Here is a 17,721-nt window from a genome sequence, read left to right on the forward strand (position 1 = left end):
GCCCGCTCTCTGCTCCGCCAGGAGGAAAGGCCTTGAAAGACCTACTGAATTTGCTGAAAAACCAGGGTCAAGTCGAAGAGTTCGACGCCATCCGTATTGGACTGGCATCGCCTGAGATGATCCGTTCGTGGTCGTTCGGTGAAGTTAAAAAGCCGGAAACCATCAACTACCGTACGTTCAAACCTGAGCGTGACGGCCTGTTCTGCGCCAAGATCTTTGGCCCGGTAAAGGATTACGAGTGCCTGTGCGGTAAGTACAAGCGCTTGAAGCACCGTGGTGTGATCTGCGAGAAGTGCGGTGTTGAAGTCGCGTTGGCAAAAGTTCGTCGCGAGCGCATGGCGCACATCGAACTGGCCTCTCCAGTAGCCCACATCTGGTTCCTGAAATCGCTGCCGTCCCGTATCGGTTTGCTGATGGACATGACCCTGCGTGATATCGAACGCGTTCTCTACTTCGAGAGCTATGTCGTTATCGATCCAGGCATGACCACCCTTGAAAAAGGTCAGCTGCTCAACGACGAGCAGTACTTCGAAGCGCTGGAAGAGTTCGGTGACGATTTCGATGCCCGCATGGGTGCCGAAGCTGTCCGTGAACTGCTGCACGCTATCGACCTGGAACACGAGATTGGCCGCCTGCGTGAAGAAATTCCGCAAACCAACTCCGAAACCAAAATCAAGAAGCTGTCCAAGCGTCTGAAGTTGATGGAAGCCTTCCAGGGTTCCGGCAACCTGCCTGAGTGGATGGTGCTGACCGTTCTGCCGGTTCTGCCGCCAGATCTGCGTCCACTGGTCCCATTGGATGGCGGTCGTTTCGCGACTTCCGACCTCAACGATCTGTATCGTCGAGTAATCAACCGTAACAACCGCTTGAAGCGCCTGCTTGATCTGTCCGCTCCGGACATCATCGTGCGCAACGAAAAGCGTATGTTGCAGGAAGCCGTCGATGCGCTGCTCGACAACGGTCGTCGTGGCCGCGCTATCACTGGTTCCAACAAGCGTCCTCTGAAATCCCTGGCTGACATGATCAAGGGTAAGCAAGGTCGTTTCCGTCAGAACTTGCTCGGTAAGCGCGTTGACTACTCCGGTCGTTCGGTAATTACCGTAGGTCCGACCCTGCGTCTGCACCAGTGCGGTCTGCCGAAGAAGATGGCTCTCGAGCTGTTCAAGCCGTTCATTTTCGGCAAGCTGGAAATGCGTGGTCTTGCTACCACCATCAAAGCGGCCAAGAAGATGGTCGAGCGCGAGCTGCCAGAGGTTTGGGACGTTCTCGCTGAAGTGATTCGCGAACACCCGGTTCTCCTCAACCGTGCACCGACCCTTCACCGTCTGGGTATCCAGGCGTTTGAACCGGTACTGATCGAAGGTAAGGCTATCCAGCTGCACCCTCTGGTCTGTGCTGCGTACAACGCCGACTTCGACGGCGACCAAATGGCCGTGCACGTACCGCTGACACTGGAAGCCCAGTTGGAAGCGCGTGCGTTGATGATGTCGACCAACAACATTCTGTCGCCAGCCAACGGTGAGCCAATCATCGTTCCGTCGCAGGACGTTGTATTGGGTCTTTACTACATGACTCGTGAAGCGATCAACGCCAAGGGCGAAGGTCGTGTGTTCGCGGATCTGCAGGAAGTTGACCGTGTGTTCCGTGCCGGCGAAGCCGCACTGCACGCCAAGGTCAAGGTGCGGATCAACGAAACCGTGAACGATCGTGATGGCGGCAGCGTGACCAACACTCGTATCGTCGACACTACTGTCGGCCGTGCGCTGTTGTTCCAGGTTGTGCCAAAAGGTCTGTCCTTCGACGTCGTCAACCTGCCGATGAAGAAGAAGGCGATCTCCAAGCTGATCAACCAGTGCTACCGCGTGGTTGGTTTGAAAGAGACCGTGATCTTCGCTGACCAGTTGATGTATACCGGTTTTGCCTATTCGACCATCTCCGGCGTTTCCATCGGTGTTAACGACTTCGTTATCCCGGATGAAAAAGCCCGCATCATCGGTGCAGCCACCGACGAAGTGAAAGAGATCGAAAGTCAGTACGCCTCCGGCCTGGTAACCCAGGGCGAGAAGTACAACAAAGTGATCGACCTTTGGTCCAAGGCGAACGACGAAGTTTCCAAGGCGATGATGGCCAACCTCTCGAAAGAGAAGGTCATCGACCGTCATGGCGTCGAAGTCGACCAGGAATCCTTCAACTCGATGTACATGATGGCCGACTCGGGCGCACGGGGTTCTGCTGCGCAGATCCGTCAGCTCGCCGGTATGCGTGGTCTGATGGCCAAGCCCGACGGCTCCATCATTGAAACGCCGATTACTGCGAACTTCCGTGAAGGTTTGAGCGTACTCCAGTACTTCATCTCTACTCACGGTGCTCGTAAAGGTCTGGCGGATACCGCGTTGAAAACTGCGAACTCCGGTTACCTGACTCGTCGTCTGGTAGACGTGGCGCAGGATCTGGTTGTGACCGAGATCGATTGCGGCACCGAACATGGCCTGGTAATGACTCCGCACATTGAAGGCGGTGACGTTGTTGAGCCGTTGGGTGAGCGCGTATTGGGTCGTGTCATTGCCCGTGACGTATTCAAGCCGGGTACCGAGGAAGTTATTGTTCCTGCCGGCACTCTGGTAGACGAGAAGTGGGTCGAGTTCATCGAGCTGAACAGCATCGACGAAGTGATCGTGCGTTCGCCGATCAGCTGCGAAACCCGCTACGGCATTTGCGCCAAGTGCTACGGCCGTGACTTGGCTCGTGGTCACCAGGTGAACATCGGTGAAGCGGTCGGCGTTATCGCTGCCCAGTCCATCGGTGAGCCGGGTACCCAGCTGACCATGCGTACGTTCCACATTGGTGGTGCGGCAAGCCGGACCTCCGCAGCCGACAGCGTTCAGGTGAAGAATGGCGGTACCGTCCGTCTGCATAACCTGAAGCACGTTGAGCGAGTGGATGGTTGCCTGGTTGCTGTGTCCCGTTCCGGTGAGCTGGCAATCGCTGATGACTTCGGTCGTGAGCGTGAGCGCTACAAGCTGCCGTACGGTGCTGTGATTTCGGTTAAAGAAGGTGACAAGGTCGACGCTGGCGCAATCGTGGCCAAGTGGGATCCGCACACTCACCCAATCGTTACCGAAATGAAAGGTACCGTGACCTACGTGGGCATGGAAGAAGGCATCACGATCAAGCGTCAGACTGACGAATTGACCGGTATGACCAACATTGAAGTACTCGACGCCAAAGACCGTCCAGCTGCCGGTAAAGATATCCGTCCTGCTGTGAAGATGGTTGATGACAACGGCAAGGATCTCTTGCTGCCGGGTACCGACGTAATTGCTCAGTACTTCCTGCCTGCTAACGCTCTGGTCGGTGTAGCGGACGGTGCGAAAATCGCGATCGGTGATGTTATCGCTCGTATTCCGCAAGAGACTTCGAAGACTCGTGACATCACCGGTGGTCTGCCGCGTGTTGCCGACTTGTTCGAAGCCCGTCGTCCGAAAGAAGCCTCGATTCTGGCTGAAGTCAGCGGCACCATCGCGTTCGGTAAAGAGACCAAGGGCAAGCGCCGTCTGGTCATCACCCCGAACGACGGTAGCGATCCGTACGAAGAGCTGATTCCGAAGTGGCGTCACCTGAACGTCTTCGAAGGCGAACAGGTAAACCGCGGCGAAGTTATCTCCGACGGTCCGAGCGATCCACATGACATCCTGCGTCTGTTGGGTGTGAGTGCGCTGGCCAAGTACATCGTGAACGAGATCCAGGACGTTTACCGTCTGCAGGGCGTGAAGATCAACGACAAGCACATCGAGACCATCCTGCGTCAGATGCTGCGTAAAGTTGAGATCGCTGAATCCGGCGATTCCAGTTTCATCAAGGGCGACCAGATGGAATTGACTCACGTGCTGGTAGAGAACGAGCGTCTGAGCGCTGAAGACAAATTTGTCTCCAAGTTCACTCGCGTTCTGCTGGGTATCACCAAGGCGTCGTTGTCCACCGAATCGTTCATCTCGGCGGCTTCCTTCCAGGAAACCACTCGCGTACTGACCGAGGCGGCGGTAACCGGCAAGCGCGATTACCTGCGCGGCCTGAAAGAAAACGTGGTCGTGGGTCGTCTGATCCCGGCCGGTACCGGTCTGGCTTATCACAGCGAGCGCAAGCGCCGTCGTGATGCTGACAAACCGTTGCGCGTGAGCGCCAGTGAAGTAGAAGCTGCACTGACCGAAGCGCTGAACTCGAGTGGTAACTGAGTTCTGCGGTAGTAAATGAGTGCAGGCCCTGATCGCTCCGTTCATCCAGTCGAGACAATTTGTCGAGGTTGGATGGGGGGAGAGGTCGGGGCCTTGCCTTGACTGGGGGCAAGATCCTCTTTAGACTCTTGTACCCCTAAATTTGGCGGGGATTCGTTCCTGCCATTTTGCTTTTCTTGCAAGACAATAGCGTCGCAAGACAACAGTGGAGCTAGTAGATGGCAACTATCAACCAGCTGGTACGTCAGCCGCGTAAGCGTATCGTCGAGAAATCCGACGTGCCTGCGCTGCAGAACTGCCCGCAACGTCGTGGCGTATGCACCCGTGTGTATACCACTACGCCGAAAAAACCTAACTCGGCACTGCGTAAAGTATGCCGTGTGCGTCTGACCAACGGTTTCGAGGTTTCCTCGTACATCGGCGGTGAAGGCCACAACCTGCAAGAGCACAGCGTGGTACTGATCCGCGGCGGTCGTGTAAAAGACTTGCCAGGTGTTCGTTATCACACCGTTCGCGGCTCTTTGGATACTTCCGGCGTTAAAGGTCGTAACCAAGGTCGTTCGAAGTACGGTACCAAGCGTCCGAAGTAATAGTCGCTTGCAGCAAAAAAACCGATTTCTATTTTTCTGAGTCGATAAGAGTAAGGTCGGAGGCGTCCCGAAAGGGCACCGATTCCGAGCGAACCTGAAGACCGTTTGAGGGCTTATCCATGCCAAGAAGACGCGTAGCAGCCAAGCGCGAAGTGCTTGACGATCCAAAATACGGAAGCCAAATCCTGGCCAAGTTCATGAACCACGTGATGGAGAGCGGCAAAAAAGCCGTTGCCGAGCGTATCGTTTATGGCGCGCTGGAAAAGGTTAAAGAGCGCAAGAACAGCGACCCCCTGGAAATCTTCGAGAAAGCTCTCGACGCCATCGCTCCGCTGGTCGAAGTAAAGTCGCGCCGTGTAGGCGGTGCTACTTACCAGGTTCCGGTCGAAGTTCGTCCGTCCCGTCGTAACGCGCTGGCAATGCGCTGGTTGGTAGACTTCGCCCGTAAGCGCGGCGAGAAGTCTATGGCTCTGCGTTTGGCTGGCGAACTGTTGGACGCTGCTGAAGGTAAAGGTGCTGCTGTTAAGAAGCGTGAAGACGTGCACCGTATGGCTGAAGCCAACAAGGCTTTCTCGCACTACCGCTTCTAATTTTAGCTTCACTAATTTTGCGAGGGCTTTATGGCTCGTACTACTCCGATTAGCCGCTACCGTAACATCGGTATCGTTGCTCACGTGGATGCTGGTAAAACCACCACCACCGAGCGCGTCCTTTTTTACACTGGCAAAAGTCACAAAATGGGCGAGGTGCATGATGGCGCCGCGACCACAGACTGGATGGTGCAGGAGCAGGAGCGTGGTATTACCATTACTTCTGCTGCTATCACCGCCTTCTGGAAAGGTTCCGAGAAGCAGTACTCGCACGAACACCGTTTCAACGTTATCGATACCCCGGGCCACGTAGACTTCACTATTGAAGTTGAGCGCTCCCTGCGCGTACTCGACGGCGCTGTCGTTGTGTTCTGCGGTACTTCGGGTGTTGAGCCTCAGTCGGAAACCGTATGGCGTCAGGCCAACAAATACGGCGTTCCACGTCTTGTTTACGTAAACAAGATGGACCGTGCGGGTGCTAACTTCCTGCGCGTGATCGGTCAGATCAAGCAGCGTCTGGGTCACACTCCGGTGCCGATTCAATTGGCTATCGGTTCCGAAGACAACTTCCAGGGTCAGATCGATCTGATCAACATGCAAGCTGTCTACTGGAATGACTCTGACAAAGGTATGGTCCCTGTTCGCAAGGACATTCCTGCCGAGCTGCAAGAGCTGGCTGAAGAGTGGCGCAGCAACATGGTTGAGGCTGCGGCCGAAGCCAACGAAGAGCTGATGAACAAGTATCTCGAAGGGGAAGAACTCTCCATCGAGGAAATCAAGGCCGCTCTGCGTCAGCGTACTATCGCTGGTGAGATCGTTCTGGCTGTTTGCGGTTCTTCCTTCAAGAACAAGGGTGTTCCCCTGGTTCTCGACGCCGTTATCGACTTCCTGCCTGCTCCAACCGACATTCCTGCTATCAAGGGTTCCAACCCGGATAACGAGGAAGAGGAAATGGAGCGTCATGCAAGCGACGACGAGCCTTTTGCGGCTCTGGCGTTCAAGATCGCTACCGACCCATTCGTGGGTACCTTGACCTTTGTTCGGGTTTACTCGGGCGTGTTGGCCTCCGGTGACGGCGTGATCAACTCGGTAAAAGGCAAGAAAGAGCGCGTGGGTCGTATGGTGCAAATGCACGCAAACGCCCGTGAAGAAATCAAGGAAGTACGCGCTGGTGACATCGCGGCCTTGATCGGCATGAAGGACGTCACCACTGGTGAAACTTTGTGCAACGCTGACAAGCCAATCATCCTGGTTCGCATGGACTTCCCGGAACCGGTTATTTCGGTTGCCGTAGAGCCTAAGACCAAGGATGACCAGGAAAAAATGGGTATCGCTCTGGGCAAACTTGCTCAGGAAGACCCGTCTTTCCGCGTCAAAACTGATGAAGAGACTGGTCAAACGATCATCTCCGGCATGGGCGAGCTGCACCTGGACATCCTGGTTGACCGGATGCGCCGTGAGTTCAACGTCGAAGCCAACATCGGTAAGCCTCAAGTTTCGTACCGTGAGCGCATCACGAAGAGCTGCGAAATCGAAGGCAAGTTCGTTCGTCAGTCCGGCGGTCGTGGCCAGTTTGGTCATTGCTGGATCCGTTTTGCACCTGCTGACGAAGGTCAGGAAGGTCTGCAATTCCTGAACGAAGTAGTGGGTGGTGTGGTTCCTAAGGAATACATCCCGGCTATCCAGAAGGGTATCGAAGAGCAGATGAAGAACGGTGTTGTTGCCGGCTATCCGCTGATCGGCCTGAAGGCTACCGTGTTTGATGGTTCTTACCACGACGTCGACTCGAACGAGATGGCGTTTAAGGTGGCTGCTTCCATGGCGACCAAGCAACTGGCCCAGAAGGGTGGTGGTGAGTTGCTTGAGCCGATCATGGCGGTAGAGGTTGTTACGCCTGAAGACTATATGGGTGACGTGATGGGCGACCTTAACCGTCGTCGCGGCATGATTCTGGGTATGGAAGATACGGTTTCCGGTAAAGTAATTCGTGCCGAGGTTCCGTTGGGCGAGATGTTCGGTTATGCGACCGACGTTCGTTCCATGTCTCAGGGTCGCGCAAGCTACTCTATGGAATTCAAAAAATACAATACGGCTCCGTCGCACATCGTCGAAACCGTTACCAAAAAACAAGGCTGATTCAGTCCTTTAGGCAAGGAGTTAATTGTCGTGGCTAAAGAAAAATTTGATCGTTCCCTACCGCACGTCAACGTTGGCACTATCGGTCACGTTGACCACGGTAAAACCACTCTGACCGCTGCTCTGACTCGCGTCTGCTCCGAAGTTTTCGGTTCGGCTCGTGTTGACTTCGACAAGATCGACAGCGCACCAGAAGAGAAAGCTCGCGGTATCACCATCAACACCGCTCACGTTGAGTACAACTCGAAGATCCGTCACTACGCTCACGTTGACTGCCCAGGTCACGCTGACTATGTGAAGAACATGATCACCGGTGCTGCTCAAATGGACGGCGCTATCCTGGTTTGTTCGGCCGCTGATGGTCCGATGCCGCAAACCCGTGAGCACATCCTGCTGTCCCGTCAGGTAGGCGTTCCGTACATCGTGGTTTTCCTGAACAAGGCTGACCTGGTAGACGACGCTGAGCTGCTGGAGCTGGTTGAGATGGAAGTGCGCGATCTGCTGAGCACTTACGACTTCCCAGGCGACGACACTCCAATCATCATCGGTTCCGCTCGTATGGCGCTGGATGGTCTGGACGATAACGAGATGGGCACCACTGCCGTCAAGAAACTGGTTGAAACTCTGGACAGCTACATCCCAGAACCAGTTCGTCTGACCGACAAGCCGTTCCTGATGCCAATCGAAGACGTATTCTCGATCTCGGGTCGCGGTACTGTTGTGACTGGTCGTATCGAGCGCGGTATCGTTCGCGTTCAGGATCCACTGGAAATCGTTGGTCTGCGTGACACTACCGTCACCACCTGCACCGGTGTTGAAATGTTCCGCAAGCTGCTCGACGAAGGTCGTGCTGGCGAGAACTGCGGCGTGCTGCTGCGCGGCACCAAGCGTGATGACGTGGAGCGTGGTCAGGTTCTGGTTAAGCCAGGTACCGTTAAGCCGCACACCAAGTTCACCGCAGAAGTTTACGTTCTGAGCAAAGAAGAAGGCGGTCGTCACACTCCGTTCTTCAAAGGCTACCGTCCACAGTTCTACTTCCGTACTACTGACGTGACTGGTAACTGCGAGCTGCCAGAAGGCGTTGAAATGGTAATGCCAGGCGATAACATTCAAATGACTGTTACCCTGATCAAAACCATCGCAATGGAAGACGGTCTGCGTTTCGCTATTCGCGAAGGCGGCCGTACCGTTGGTGCTGGCGTTGTAGCTAAAATCATCGAGTAAGCTTCTCTTCTGAGATAGCTTCGATGCTTTGAAAAAGCCCCCGCTCAGCGGGGGCTTTTTTATTGGGTTGACACCTATCGGGGGCGTCTATAGAATTGCGCCTCCTTTTAACGGGCGTATTGCGCCCGGTGGGAATAGCAGCCGGAGTCTGAAATCCAATGCAAAATCAGCAAATCCGTATCAGGTTGAAGGCTTTTGACCATCGCCTGATCGACCAATCCACCCAGGAAATCGTGGAAACCGCGAAACGTACTGGTGCTCAAGTGCGTGGTCCAATTCCACTGCCTACCCGTAAAGAGCGGTTCACCGTTCTGGTCTCCCCGCACGTCAACAAAGACGCGCGTGACCAGTACGAGATCCGTACTCATAAGCGCGTTCTGGATATCGTCCAGCCAACGGATAAAACCGTTGATGCTCTTATGAAGCTTGATCTTGCGGCCGGTGTGGAAGTGCAGATCAGCCTCGGCTAAGACTCGGTCTTAGTCGTGTAACGCTCTGAAATGGGCGGCCATAGCGGGTGAAAGCCCCGTACACTCATGAGGTTTACAACATGACTATTGGTGTAGTCGGTCGTAAATGCGGTATGACCCGTATTTTCACCGAAGAAGGTGTCTCCATTCCGGTCACGGTCATTGAGATCGAGCCGAATCGCGTCACCCAGTTCAAAACTGAAGAGACCGATGGCTATCGTGCAGTGCAAGTCACTGTAGGCGAGCGTCGTGCTTCGCGTGTTACAGCTGCGCAAGCTGGCCACTTCGCTAAGGCGAACGTTGCCGCTGGTCGTACCGTAATGGAATTCCGCCTTGAAGAAGGCGAGTACCAGGCCGGCGATCTGATCAACGCTGAAATCTTCGCCGCTGGTCAACTGGTTGATGTGACCGGTCAGTCCAAGGGTAAAGGCTTCCAGGGTACGATCAAGCGTTGGAATTTCCGCGGGCAAGATAACACCCACGGTAACTCCGTATCCCACCGCGTTCCAGGCTCTATCGGCCAGTGCCAGACTCCTGGTCGTGTATTCAAGGGCAAGAAAATGTCCGGTCATATGGGCGCTGAGCGCGTGACCGTGCAGTCCCTCGAAGTAGTGCGCGTGGACGCTGAACGCAATCTGTTGTTGGTCAAGGGTGCTGTTCCTGGCGCTACTGGCGGCAACTTGGTTGTACGTCCAGCAGCCAAGGCTCGCGGTTAAGGGGAAGCTGACATGCAATTAAATGTAAATGACGCTCAAGCGATCGAAGTTTCCGAACTGACATTTGGCGGCGAATTCAACGAGACGCTGGTTCACCAAGCAGTCGTGGCCTACATGGCCGGCGGCCGTCAAGGTAGCAAGCAGCAAAAGACCCGTTCCGACGTTCGTGGTGGCGGTAAGCGCCCATGGCGTCAGAAAGGTACTGGCCGTGCTCGTGCCGGTACTATCCGTAGCCCAATCTGGCGTGGCGGCGGTACCACTTTCGCAGCTCGTCCTCAGGATCACTCCCAGAAGCTGAACAAGAAGATGTATCGCGCAGCAATGCGTTCCATCCTTGCTGAGCTGGTGCGTACTGATCGTCTGGTTGTGGTTCAGGATTTCGCTGTTGAAACGCCGAAAACCAAAGACCTGCTGGGCAAACTGAACAACATGAGCCTGACCGACGTTCTGATCGTGTCGGATGCTGTTGATCAGAACCTGTACCTGGCTGCTCGTAACCTGCCGCACGTTGATGTACGTGATGTGCAAGGTTCCGATCCAGTTAGTCTGATCGCATACGACAAGGTGTTGATCACCGTGTCGGCCGTGAAGAAATTCGAGGAGCTGCTGGGATGAACCAGGAACGCGTATTTAAAGTTCTGCTTGGCCCGCACGTTTCCGAGAAGGCTACGGTTCTGGCAGACAAGAAAGGCCAGTTCGTTTTCAAGGTTGCCACTGACGCAACCAAGCTGGAAATCAAGAAGGCCGTCGAAAGCCTGTTCAGCGTGAAAGTAGAGCGTGTTACTACCCTGAATGTTCTGGGTAAGAGCAAGCGCACTGCTCGCGGTCTGGGCAAGCGTAATGACTGGAAGAAGGCGGTTATCTCCCTTCAGCCAGGCCAAGATCTCGATTTCAGCAGCAGTGCTGAGTAAGGAAGGGGTGCATCATGGCAATCGTTAAATGCAAACCGACTTCCCCTGGCCGCCGTTTTGTGGTCAAGGTGGTCAACCAGGAGCTGCATAAAGGCGCTCCTCACGCACCGCTGCTCGAGAAAAAATCGAAGACTGGTGGTCGTAACAACAATGGTCGTATTACCACTCGTCACATCGGTGGTGGCCATAAGCAGCATTATCGTCTGGTCGATTTCCGTCGCAACGACAAAGATGGCATCGCTGCCACTGTCGAGCGTATCGAATACGATCCAAACCGTACTGCTCACATCGCTCTGCTGTTGTACGCAGATGGCGAGCGTCGCTACATCATCGCGCCTAAAGGCGTGAGTGCTGGCGACCAGCTGATCGCAGGTGCTCTGGCACCGATCAAGCCGGGCAACGCTCTGCAACTGCGTAACATTCCAGTTGGTAGCACCGTACACGGCATCGAATTGAAGCCAGGTAAAGGCGCGCAAATCGCTCGTTCCGCTGGTGCTTCGGCTCAGCTGATCGCTCGTGAAGGTGTCTACGTGACCCTGCGTCTGCGTTCTGGTGAGATGCGTAAAGTGCTGGCTGAGTGCCGCGCGACCCTGGGTGAAGTCTCGAACTCCGAGCACAGCCTGCGTTCGCTGGGTAAAGCTGGTGCCAAACGCTGGCGTGGCGTTCGCCCAACCGTTCGTGGTGTTGCCATGAACCCGGTTGACCACCCACATGGTGGTGGTGAAGGTCGTACCTCTGGTGGTCGTCATCCGGTATCGCCATGGGGCTTCCCGACTAAGGGCGCGAAGACTCGTGGTAATAAGCGTACCGACAAAATGATCGTCCGTCGTCGCAAGTAAATAGAGGGATACGACAGTGCCACGTTCTCTGAAAAAAGGTCCTTTTATCGATCTTCACCTACTGAAGAAGATCGAAGTGGCGGCGGAAAAGAACGATCGCAAACCAGTTAAAACCTGGTCGCGTCGCTCGATGATCCTGCCACAAATGGTCGGTCTGACCATCGCAGTACACAACGGTCGTCAACACGTCCCAGTTCTCGTTAACGAAGACATGGTCGGCCACAAACTGGGCGAGTTCGCCGGTACCCGCACATATCGTGGGCACGTGGCAGACAAGAAAGCCAAGCGTTAAGGGGTTAGGAAATGGAAGTAGCCGCTAAGTTGTCGGGCGCTCGAATCTCCGCCCAGAAAGCCCGCTTGGTCGCCGACCAGATCCGCGGGAAGAAGGTGGGCGAAGCGCTCAACCTGTTGGCTTTCAGCAGTAAGAAAGCCGCCGAGATCATGAAGAAAGTGCTGGAGTCGGCCGTAGCCAACGCCGAGCATAACGAAGGCGCAGACGTTGATGACCTTAAGGTCAGCACCGTTTTCGTCAACGAAGGGCGTTCGCTGAAGCGCATCATGCCACGTGCCAAAGGCCGTGCTGATCGCATCGTCAAGCGGTCTTGCCATATCACTGTCAAGGTTGCTGACAAGTAACGGAGTCGAAGAGATGGGTCAGAAAGTACATCCCATTGGCATTCGCCTGGGAATCGTCAAGGAGCACACCTCCGTCTGGTACGCAGACGGTCGGACTTATGCGGACTATTTGTTCGCTGATCTGAAGGTGCGTGAGTATCTCCAAGACAAACTAAAAAGCGCGTCCGTAAGCCGTATCGATATCCATCGTCCGGCTCAGACTGCACGTATCACCATCCACACTGCTCGTCCAGGTATCGTTATCGGGAAGAAAGGTGAAGATGTTGAGAAACTGCGTCAGGACCTGACCAAGCAAATGGGTGTGCCTGTGCACATCAATATCGAAGAGATCCGCAAGCCGGAGCTCGACGGTATGCTGGTTGCGCAGAGCGTAGCTCAGCAGCTGGAGCGTCGCGTAATGTTCCGTCGCGCTATGAAGCGCGCTGTTCAGAACGCCATGCGCATTGGTGCCAAAGGCATCAAAATCCAAGTGAGCGGTCGTCTCGGCGGTGCTGAAATCGCACGTACTGAATGGTATCGCGAAGGTCGTGTGCCTCTGCACACCCTGCGTGCCGACATCGACTATGCCAACTACGAAGCTCACACCACTTATGGTGTGATCGGTGTAAAGGTTTGGATCTTCAAAGGCGAAGTAATTGGTGGTCGCCAAGAAGAACTGAAACCACAAGCACCAGCGCCTCGTAAAAAAGCTGCTAAGTAAGGGGTACGCCAAATGTTGCAACCAAAGCGTACGAAGTTCCGCAAGCAAATGACTGGTCACAACCGTGGCCTGGCATTGCGCGGTAGCAAAGTCAGCTTCGGCGAGTTCGCGCTGAAGTCTGTTGCTCGTGGTCGTCTCACCGCTCGTCAGATTGAGTCAGCGCGTCGTGCACTGACCCGTCACGTTAAGCGTGGCGGTAAGATCTGGATCCGTGTATTCCCGGACAAGCCTATTTCCAAAAAGCCACTCGAAGTTCGGATGGGTAAAGGTAAGGGTAACGTGGAGTACTGGGTTGCCCAGATTCAGCCAGGCAAAGTCCTGTATGAAATCGAGGGTGTTTCTGAAGAGCTGGCGCGTGAGGCTTTCGCCCTGGCTGCTGCAAAGCTGCCGCTCGCCACCTCCTTTGTTAAACGGACGGTGATGTGATGAAAGCGAATGAACTTCGTGAAAAATCCGCACAGCAGCTGAACGAGCAACTGCTCGGCCTGCTGCGCGACCAGTTCAATCTGCGTATGCAGAAAGCAACTGGCCAGTTGGGGCAGTCTCATCTGCTCTCGCAAGTTAAGCGTGACATTGCTCGCGTGAAGACTGTGCTCAACCAGCAGGCAGGTAAGTAATCATGGCTGAAGCCGAAAAAACTGTCCGTACGCTGACTGGCCGTGTTGTCAGCGACAAGATGGACAAAACCATCACCGTTCTGATCGAGCGTCGCGTTAAGCACCCGATCTACGGTAAATACGTTAAGCGTTCGACTAAGCTGCACGCGCACGACGAAACCAATCAGTGCCACATTGGCGACAAAGTCACTATTCGTGAAACTCGTCCTTTGGCCAAGACCAAGTCTTGGGCGCTGGTTGATGTTCTCGAACGCGCTGTGGAAGTCTAAGGACTAGGGGTCGGAGAAATTATATGATTCAGACTCAATCCATGCTCGATGTGGCCGATAACAGCGGCGCTCGCCGTGTTATGTGCATCAAGGTGCTGGGTGGCTCCCATCGTCGTTACGCTGGTATCGGTGACATCATCAAAGTTACCGTGAAGGAAGCAATTCCTCGCGGTAAGGTGAAAAAAGGCCAAGTGATGACTGCTGTTGTAGTCCGCACTCGTCACGGCGTTCGCCGTGCAGATGGCTCTATTATCCGCTTTGATGGCAACGCTGCTGTTCTTCTGAACAACAAGCAAGAGCCGATCGGCACCCGTATCTTTGGGCCAGTGACCCGTGAACTTCGTACTGAGAAGTTCATGAAGATCGTCTCGCTCGCCCCAGAAGTGCTGTAAGGAGATCCGACATGCAAAAGATTCGTCGTGACGACGAGATCATCGTGATCGCCGGCAAAGACAAAGGTAAGCGCGGTAAGGTGCTGAAGGTTCTCGCTGATGACCGTCTGGTCGTTGGTGGTCTGAACCTGGTCAAGCGTCATACCAAGCCTAACCCGATGTCGGGCGTACAGGGCGGTATCGTCGAGAAAGAAGCGCCACTGCACGCTTCCAACGTCGCCATCTTCAACGGCGAAACCAACAAGGCTGACCGCGTTGGTTTCAAAGTAGAAGACGGTAAGAAAATTCGTGTCTTCAAGTCGACCCAAAAAGCGGTTGATGCTTGAACACTGCTAGGTAGAAGACCATGGCACGACTAAAAGAGATTTACCGGAAGGAAATCGCACCGAAACTTAAGGAAGAACTTAAGCTTTCGAACGTGATGGAAGTTCCGCGCGTTACCAAAATCACCCTGAACATGGGTCTGGGCGAAGCGATCGGCGACAAAAAAGTCATCGAGCACGCTGTTGCTGACCTGGAAAAGATCACCGGCCAGAAAGTCGTTGTGACCTACGCTCGGAAATCCATCGCTGGCTTTAAAGTCCGTGAAGGTTGGCCGATCGGCGTCAAAGTGACCCTGCGCCGTGAGCGTATGTACGAGTTCCTGGATCGTCTGCTGTCGATCTCCCTGCCTCGGGTTCGCGACTTCCGCGGCCTGAATGCCAAGTCCTTCGATGGTCGTGGTAACTACAGCATGGGTGTTAAAGAGCAGATCATCTTCCCGGAAATCGACTACGACAAGATCGATGCTCTCCGCGGTCTGGACATTACCCTGACCACCACTGCCAAGAACGATGATGAAGGTCGCGCCCTGTTGCGTGCTTTCAAATTCCCGTTCCGCAACTGATTGGAGTAGGAAAATGGCCAAGATGAGCATGAAAAACCGCGAGCTGAAGCGTCAGCTCACGGTTGCCAAGTACGCCAAAAAGCGTGCAGCACTGAAAGCTATCATCGTTGATCTGAACGCAAGTCCAGAAGCGCGTTGGGAAGCTACAGTAGCTCTGCAGAAGCAGCCACGTGACGCAAGCGCTTCGCGCATGCGTAACCGCTGCCGCCTGACCGGTCGTCCACACGGCGTTTACCGCAAGTTCGGCCTGGGCCGTAACAAGCTGCGTGAAGCTGCAATGCGTGGTGACGTACCTGGTCTGGTTAAAGCCAGCTGGTAAGCACTGTCAAAGTCTCGGTGTTCGGGGTCGCAAGATCCTGACCATCGGTGACCTTGAACTTGAATCAAGCCCCTATTGGGGCTTGATTCATTTGTGGGGTGTGTCTAGAATACCCGGCTCGCCTGAGCCCGTGCTTTTTTTGCGCGGATGTACTCGGCGACACGTAGTAGCCGCAAGGCTAATTTTTTGTGTATTAGGAGCGTCTAGCCCATGAGTATGCAGGACCCGTTAGCGGACATGCTAACTCGAATCCGTAATGCCCAGATGGCTGAAAAGTCCGTCGTAAGCATGCCATCTTCTACTTTGAAGGTAGCTGTTGCCAAAGTCCTGAAGGATGAAGGTTACATTGCGGGTTATCAGATCAGCAGCGAAATCAAGCCACTGCTGTCCATCGAGCTGAAGTACTTCGAAGGCCGTCCGGTCATCGAGGAAGTGAAGCGCGTTAGCCGTCCAGGCCTGCGTCAGTACAAGTCCGTCGATGATCTGCCAAAAGTTCGTGGCGGTCTCGGTGTGTCTATCGTCTCCACCAACAAAGGTGTGATGACGGATCGTGCTGCGCGCGCTGCCGGTGTCGGCGGCGAAGTTCTTTGCACTGTGTTCTAAGGGGGGATAAGCATGTCACGCGTCGCTAAGAACCCCGTTAAGCTGCCAGCCGGTGTCGAAGTCAAATTCGCAGGCCAACAGCTTTCGGTGAAGGGTGCCAAGGGTACTCTCGAACTGAACATCCATTCGTCCGTTGAGATCGTTGAAGAAGCTGGTGAGTTGCGTTTCGCTGCTCGCAATGGCGATCAACAAACTCGCGCAATGGCTGGTACCACTCGTGCGTTGGTAAACAACATGGTCCAAGGCGTTAGCCAAGGCTTCGAGCGTAAGCTCCAGCTGGTCGGTGTTGGTTACAAAGCGCAAGCAAAAGGCACAGTGCTGAACCTGGCTCTTGGCTTCTCGCACCCAGTGGATTATGAACTGCCGGAAGGCATCACCGCTGAGACTCCTAGCCAGACCGATATCCTGATCAAGGGCATCGACAAGCAGCTGGTAGGTCAAGTGGCCGCCGAGATCCGCGACTTCCGTCCACCAGAGCCGTACAAAGGCAAAGGTGTGCGCTACGCGGACGAAGTCGTCCGTCGTAAAGAAGCCAAGAAGAAGTAGGGCATAGCAAATGACCGACAAAAAAGTTACTCGACTGCGTCGCGCTCGCAAAGCACGCCTGAAAATGCACGAACTCGAAGTCGTGCGTCTCTGCGTGTTCCGCTCGTCGCAGCACATCTACGCCCAGGTCATTTCGGCCGACGGCAACAAAGTCCTGGCAAGTGCCTCGACTTTGGATAAAGAACTGCGTGATGGTGCCACTGGCAACATTGACGCGGCCACTAAGGTTGGCCAGCTGGTCGCTACGCGTGCTAAAGCCGCTGGCGTCTCGCAGGTGGCTTTCGACCGCTCTGGCTTCAAGTACCACGGCCGCGTCAAGGCGCTGGCTGATGCTGCTCGTGAAGCTGGGCTGGAGTTCTAAGTTATGTCAAATAACGACCAAAAGCGCGACGAAGGCTACATCGAGAAGCTGGTTCAAGTTAACCGCGTAGCCAAAACCGTTAAAGGCGGCCGTATCTTCACTTTCACCGCGTTGACCGTGGTTGGTGATGGTAAAGGGCGCGTTGGCTTCGGCCGTGGCAAGTCGCGTGAAGTGCCTGCTGCGATCCAGAAGGCAATGGAAGCTGCTCGCCGCAACATGATCCAAGTTGATCTGAACGGCACCACTCTGCAGTACGCAATGAAGTCCGCTCACGGCGCTTCGAAGGTGTACATGCAGCCTGCTTCTGAAGGTACCGGTATCATCGCTGGCGGCGCTATGCGTGCTGTCCTCGAAGTTGCTGGCGTTCAGAACGTTCTGGCCAAGTGCTACGGCTCGACTAATCCGGTAAACGTGGTTCACGCCACTTTCAAGGGTTTGAAAGCAATGCAGTCTCCTGAATCCATTGCCGCCAAGCGTGGCAAAAGCGTCAAGGAGATCTTCTGATCATGGCTACCGTTAAAGTTACGCTGATCAAAAGCATGACCGGCCGCATCCCTAACCACAAACTGTGCGTTAAGGGTCTGGGTCTGCGTCGCATCGGTCACACTGTAGAAGTCCAGGATACTCCCGAGAATCGCGGGATGATCAACAAGGCTTACTACATGCTGCGTGTCGAGGGTTAAT

25 protein-coding genes are annotated in these 17,721 nt (G+C 54.7%); all 25 read left to right on the forward strand.

The genetic code is table 11. The features are described 5' to 3' along the window. Nucleotides 1-32: 32 nt before the first annotated feature. The 25 genes from rpoC (at nt 33) to rpmD (ending at nt 17,720) form a co-directional block, all read left to right on the forward strand. The gene (gene rpoC / locus J3D54_RS11395; RefSeq protein ID WP_253418103.1) at nt 33-4,232 is read left to right on the forward strand and encodes a DNA-directed RNA polymerase subunit beta'; all 4,200 of its coding nucleotides are present in this window, start codon (nt 33-35) and stop codon (nt 4,230-4,232) included. Nucleotides 4,233-4,450: 218 nt separating this feature from the next. After that, nucleotides 4,451-4,822, forward strand: coding sequence for a 30S ribosomal protein S12 (gene rpsL, locus J3D54_RS11400; RefSeq protein WP_003186084.1), 372 nt, complete (start codon nt 4,451-4,453; stop codon nt 4,820-4,822). A gap of 119 nt (nt 4,823-4,941) precedes the next feature. Then, nucleotides 4,942-5,412 carry a 30S ribosomal protein S7 gene (gene rpsG / locus J3D54_RS11405; protein ID WP_002555493.1) on the forward strand — a complete coding sequence of 157 codons (471 nt, stop codon included), beginning with the start codon at nt 4,942-4,944 and terminating at the stop codon, nt 5,410-5,412. A gap of 30 nt (nt 5,413-5,442) precedes the next feature. Then, complete coding sequence (fusA, locus tag J3D54_RS11410; protein ID WP_007933703.1) at nt 5,443-7,548, forward strand: elongation factor G; 2,106 nt, start codon at nt 5,443-5,445, stop codon at nt 7,546-7,548. Between the two features lie 30 nt (nt 7,549-7,578). Further along, nucleotides 7,579-8,772 (forward strand): elongation factor Tu, encoded by a 1,194-nt coding sequence (gene tuf, locus J3D54_RS11415; RefSeq protein ID WP_007933700.1) that lies wholly within the window; start codon nt 7,579-7,581, stop codon nt 8,770-8,772. A gap of 158 nt (nt 8,773-8,930) precedes the next feature. After that, nucleotides 8,931-9,242, forward strand: a complete 312-nt coding sequence (gene rpsJ, locus J3D54_RS11420; RefSeq protein WP_003186070.1) for a 30S ribosomal protein S10 — start codon at nt 8,931-8,933, stop codon at nt 9,240-9,242. Nucleotides 9,243-9,322: 80 nt separating this feature from the next. Next, nucleotides 9,323-9,958: a 50S ribosomal protein L3 gene (rplC, locus tag J3D54_RS11425; RefSeq protein ID WP_003186059.1), complete on the forward strand. Its 636-nt coding sequence runs from the start codon at nt 9,323-9,325 to the stop codon at nt 9,956-9,958. Nucleotides 9,959-9,970: 12 nt separating this feature from the next. Next, nucleotides 9,971-10,573, forward strand: a complete 603-nt coding sequence (gene rplD, locus J3D54_RS11430) for a 50S ribosomal protein L4 (RefSeq protein WP_003228735.1) — start codon at nt 9,971-9,973, stop codon at nt 10,571-10,573. Further along, nucleotides 10,570-10,869 carry a 50S ribosomal protein L23 gene (gene rplW, locus J3D54_RS11435; RefSeq protein WP_002555488.1) on the forward strand — a complete coding sequence of 100 codons (300 nt, stop codon included), beginning with the start codon at nt 10,570-10,572 and terminating at the stop codon, nt 10,867-10,869. The genes rplD and rplW overlap by 4 nt, the downstream gene beginning before the upstream one ends. A gap of 14 nt (nt 10,870-10,883) precedes the next feature. Further along, nucleotides 10,884-11,708, forward strand: coding sequence for a 50S ribosomal protein L2 (gene rplB / locus J3D54_RS11440; RefSeq protein WP_003210080.1), 825 nt, complete (start codon nt 10,884-10,886; stop codon nt 11,706-11,708). A gap of 16 nt (nt 11,709-11,724) precedes the next feature. Then, nucleotides 11,725-12,000, forward strand: coding sequence for a 30S ribosomal protein S19 (gene rpsS, locus J3D54_RS11445; RefSeq protein WP_002555486.1), 276 nt, complete (start codon nt 11,725-11,727; stop codon nt 11,998-12,000). Between the two features lie 11 nt (nt 12,001-12,011). Then, nucleotides 12,012-12,344, forward strand: a complete 333-nt coding sequence (gene rplV / locus J3D54_RS11450; protein ID WP_003103908.1) for a 50S ribosomal protein L22 — start codon at nt 12,012-12,014, stop codon at nt 12,342-12,344. 13 nt (nt 12,345-12,357) lie between these two features. Beyond that, nucleotides 12,358-13,044, forward strand: a complete 687-nt coding sequence (rpsC, locus tag J3D54_RS11455) for a 30S ribosomal protein S3 (protein WP_003176422.1) — start codon at nt 12,358-12,360, stop codon at nt 13,042-13,044. Nucleotides 13,045-13,056: 12 nt separating this feature from the next. Continuing rightward, nucleotides 13,057-13,470 carry a 50S ribosomal protein L16 gene (gene rplP, locus J3D54_RS11460; protein ID WP_003228729.1) on the forward strand — a complete coding sequence of 138 codons (414 nt, stop codon included), beginning with the start codon at nt 13,057-13,059 and terminating at the stop codon, nt 13,468-13,470. Next, a complete protein-coding gene (gene rpmC / locus J3D54_RS11465; protein ID WP_002555481.1) occupies nt 13,470-13,661 on the forward strand; it encodes a 50S ribosomal protein L29 in 192 nt (63 codons plus the stop codon). Before rplP ends, rpmC begins: the two co-directional genes overlap by 1 nt. A 2-nt stretch (nt 13,662-13,663) precedes the next feature. Beyond that, nucleotides 13,664-13,930 (forward strand): 30S ribosomal protein S17, encoded by a 267-nt coding sequence (gene rpsQ / locus J3D54_RS11470; RefSeq protein WP_003176419.1) that lies wholly within the window; start codon nt 13,664-13,666, stop codon nt 13,928-13,930. A 23-nt stretch (nt 13,931-13,953) separates the two neighbouring features. Then, nucleotides 13,954-14,322 carry a 50S ribosomal protein L14 gene (rplN, locus tag J3D54_RS11475; RefSeq protein ID WP_002555479.1) on the forward strand — a complete coding sequence of 123 codons (369 nt, stop codon included), beginning with the start codon at nt 13,954-13,956 and terminating at the stop codon, nt 14,320-14,322. Nucleotides 14,323-14,333: 11 nt separating this feature from the next. Next, nucleotides 14,334-14,648 (forward strand): 50S ribosomal protein L24, encoded by a 315-nt coding sequence (gene rplX / locus J3D54_RS11480; protein WP_007896770.1) that lies wholly within the window; start codon nt 14,334-14,336, stop codon nt 14,646-14,648. 20 nt (nt 14,649-14,668) lie between these two features. After that, the gene (gene rplE, locus J3D54_RS11485) at nt 14,669-15,208 is read left to right on the forward strand and encodes a 50S ribosomal protein L5 (RefSeq protein WP_003210069.1); all 540 of its coding nucleotides are present in this window, start codon (nt 14,669-14,671) and stop codon (nt 15,206-15,208) included. Between the two features lie 13 nt (nt 15,209-15,221). Further along, complete coding sequence (gene rpsN / locus J3D54_RS11490; RefSeq protein ID WP_003176414.1) at nt 15,222-15,527, forward strand: 30S ribosomal protein S14; 306 nt, start codon at nt 15,222-15,224, stop codon at nt 15,525-15,527. A gap of 210 nt (nt 15,528-15,737) precedes the next feature. After that, nucleotides 15,738-16,130 carry a 30S ribosomal protein S8 gene (gene rpsH, locus J3D54_RS11495; RefSeq protein WP_003186040.1) on the forward strand — a complete coding sequence of 131 codons (393 nt, stop codon included), beginning with the start codon at nt 15,738-15,740 and terminating at the stop codon, nt 16,128-16,130. A 12-nt stretch (nt 16,131-16,142) separates the two neighbouring features. After that, on the forward strand, nt 16,143-16,676 hold the full coding sequence (gene rplF, locus J3D54_RS11500) for a 50S ribosomal protein L6 (RefSeq protein ID WP_003176412.1): 534 nt from the start codon (nt 16,143-16,145) through the stop codon (nt 16,674-16,676). 10 nt (nt 16,677-16,686) lie between these two features. Then, nucleotides 16,687-17,037: a 50S ribosomal protein L18 gene (gene rplR, locus J3D54_RS11505; RefSeq protein WP_003186037.1), complete on the forward strand. Its 351-nt coding sequence runs from the start codon at nt 16,687-16,689 to the stop codon at nt 17,035-17,037. Nucleotides 17,038-17,040: 3 nt separating this feature from the next. Next, a complete protein-coding gene (rpsE, locus tag J3D54_RS11510) occupies nt 17,041-17,541 on the forward strand; it encodes a 30S ribosomal protein S5 (RefSeq protein WP_003186035.1) in 501 nt (166 codons plus the stop codon). Between the two features lie 2 nt (nt 17,542-17,543). After that, the gene (rpmD, locus tag J3D54_RS11515) at nt 17,544-17,720 is read left to right on the forward strand and encodes a 50S ribosomal protein L30 (RefSeq protein ID WP_003176408.1); all 177 of its coding nucleotides are present in this window, start codon (nt 17,544-17,546) and stop codon (nt 17,718-17,720) included. Nucleotide 17,721: the final 1 nt, after the last annotated feature.

The organism is Pseudomonas sp. GGS8 (assembly GCF_024168645.1).
In the GTDB taxonomy this organism is placed as follows: domain Bacteria; phylum Pseudomonadota; class Gammaproteobacteria; order Pseudomonadales; family Pseudomonadaceae; genus Aquipseudomonas.

Bases quoted from the DNA above. Each gene is read 5' to 3' on its own strand.
- rpsL (WP_003186084.1), top strand. From the start codon at position 4,451: ATGGCAACTATCAACCAGCTGGTACGTCAGCCGCGTAAGCGTATCGTC.
- rpsG (WP_002555493.1), top strand. From the start codon at position 4,942: ATGCCAAGAAGACGCGTAGCAGCCAAGCGCGAAGTGCTTGACGATCCA.
- fusA (WP_007933703.1), top strand. From the start codon at position 5,443: ATGGCTCGTACTACTCCGATTAGCCGCTACCGTAACATCGGTATCGTT.
- rpsJ (WP_003186070.1), top strand. From the start codon at position 8,931: ATGCAAAATCAGCAAATCCGTATCAGGTTGAAGGCTTTTGACCATCGC.
- rplC (WP_003186059.1), top strand. From the start codon at position 9,323: ATGACTATTGGTGTAGTCGGTCGTAAATGCGGTATGACCCGTATTTTC.
- rplD (WP_003228735.1), top strand. From the start codon at position 9,971: ATGCAATTAAATGTAAATGACGCTCAAGCGATCGAAGTTTCCGAACTG.
- rplW (WP_002555488.1), top strand. From the start codon at position 10,570: ATGAACCAGGAACGCGTATTTAAAGTTCTGCTTGGCCCGCACGTTTCC.
- rplB (WP_003210080.1), top strand. From the start codon at position 10,884: ATGGCAATCGTTAAATGCAAACCGACTTCCCCTGGCCGCCGTTTTGTG.
- rplV (WP_003103908.1), top strand. From the start codon at position 12,012: ATGGAAGTAGCCGCTAAGTTGTCGGGCGCTCGAATCTCCGCCCAGAAA.
- rpsC (WP_003176422.1), top strand. From the start codon at position 12,358: ATGGGTCAGAAAGTACATCCCATTGGCATTCGCCTGGGAATCGTCAAG.
- rplP (WP_003228729.1), top strand. From the start codon at position 13,057: ATGTTGCAACCAAAGCGTACGAAGTTCCGCAAGCAAATGACTGGTCAC.
- rpmC (WP_002555481.1), top strand. From the start codon at position 13,470: ATGAAAGCGAATGAACTTCGTGAAAAATCCGCACAGCAGCTGAACGAG.
- rpsQ (WP_003176419.1), top strand. From the start codon at position 13,664: ATGGCTGAAGCCGAAAAAACTGTCCGTACGCTGACTGGCCGTGTTGTC.
- rplN (WP_002555479.1), top strand. From the start codon at position 13,954: ATGATTCAGACTCAATCCATGCTCGATGTGGCCGATAACAGCGGCGCT.
- rplX (WP_007896770.1), top strand. From the start codon at position 14,334: ATGCAAAAGATTCGTCGTGACGACGAGATCATCGTGATCGCCGGCAAA.
- rplE (WP_003210069.1), top strand. From the start codon at position 14,669: ATGGCACGACTAAAAGAGATTTACCGGAAGGAAATCGCACCGAAACTT.
- rpsN (WP_003176414.1), top strand. From the start codon at position 15,222: ATGGCCAAGATGAGCATGAAAAACCGCGAGCTGAAGCGTCAGCTCACG.
- rpsH (WP_003186040.1), top strand. From the start codon at position 15,738: ATGAGTATGCAGGACCCGTTAGCGGACATGCTAACTCGAATCCGTAAT.
- rplF (WP_003176412.1), top strand. From the start codon at position 16,143: ATGTCACGCGTCGCTAAGAACCCCGTTAAGCTGCCAGCCGGTGTCGAA.
- rplR (WP_003186037.1), top strand. From the start codon at position 16,687: ATGACCGACAAAAAAGTTACTCGACTGCGTCGCGCTCGCAAAGCACGC.
- rpsE (WP_003186035.1), top strand. From the start codon at position 17,041: ATGTCAAATAACGACCAAAAGCGCGACGAAGGCTACATCGAGAAGCTG.
- rpmD (WP_003176408.1), top strand. From the start codon at position 17,544: ATGGCTACCGTTAAAGTTACGCTGATCAAAAGCATGACCGGCCGCATC.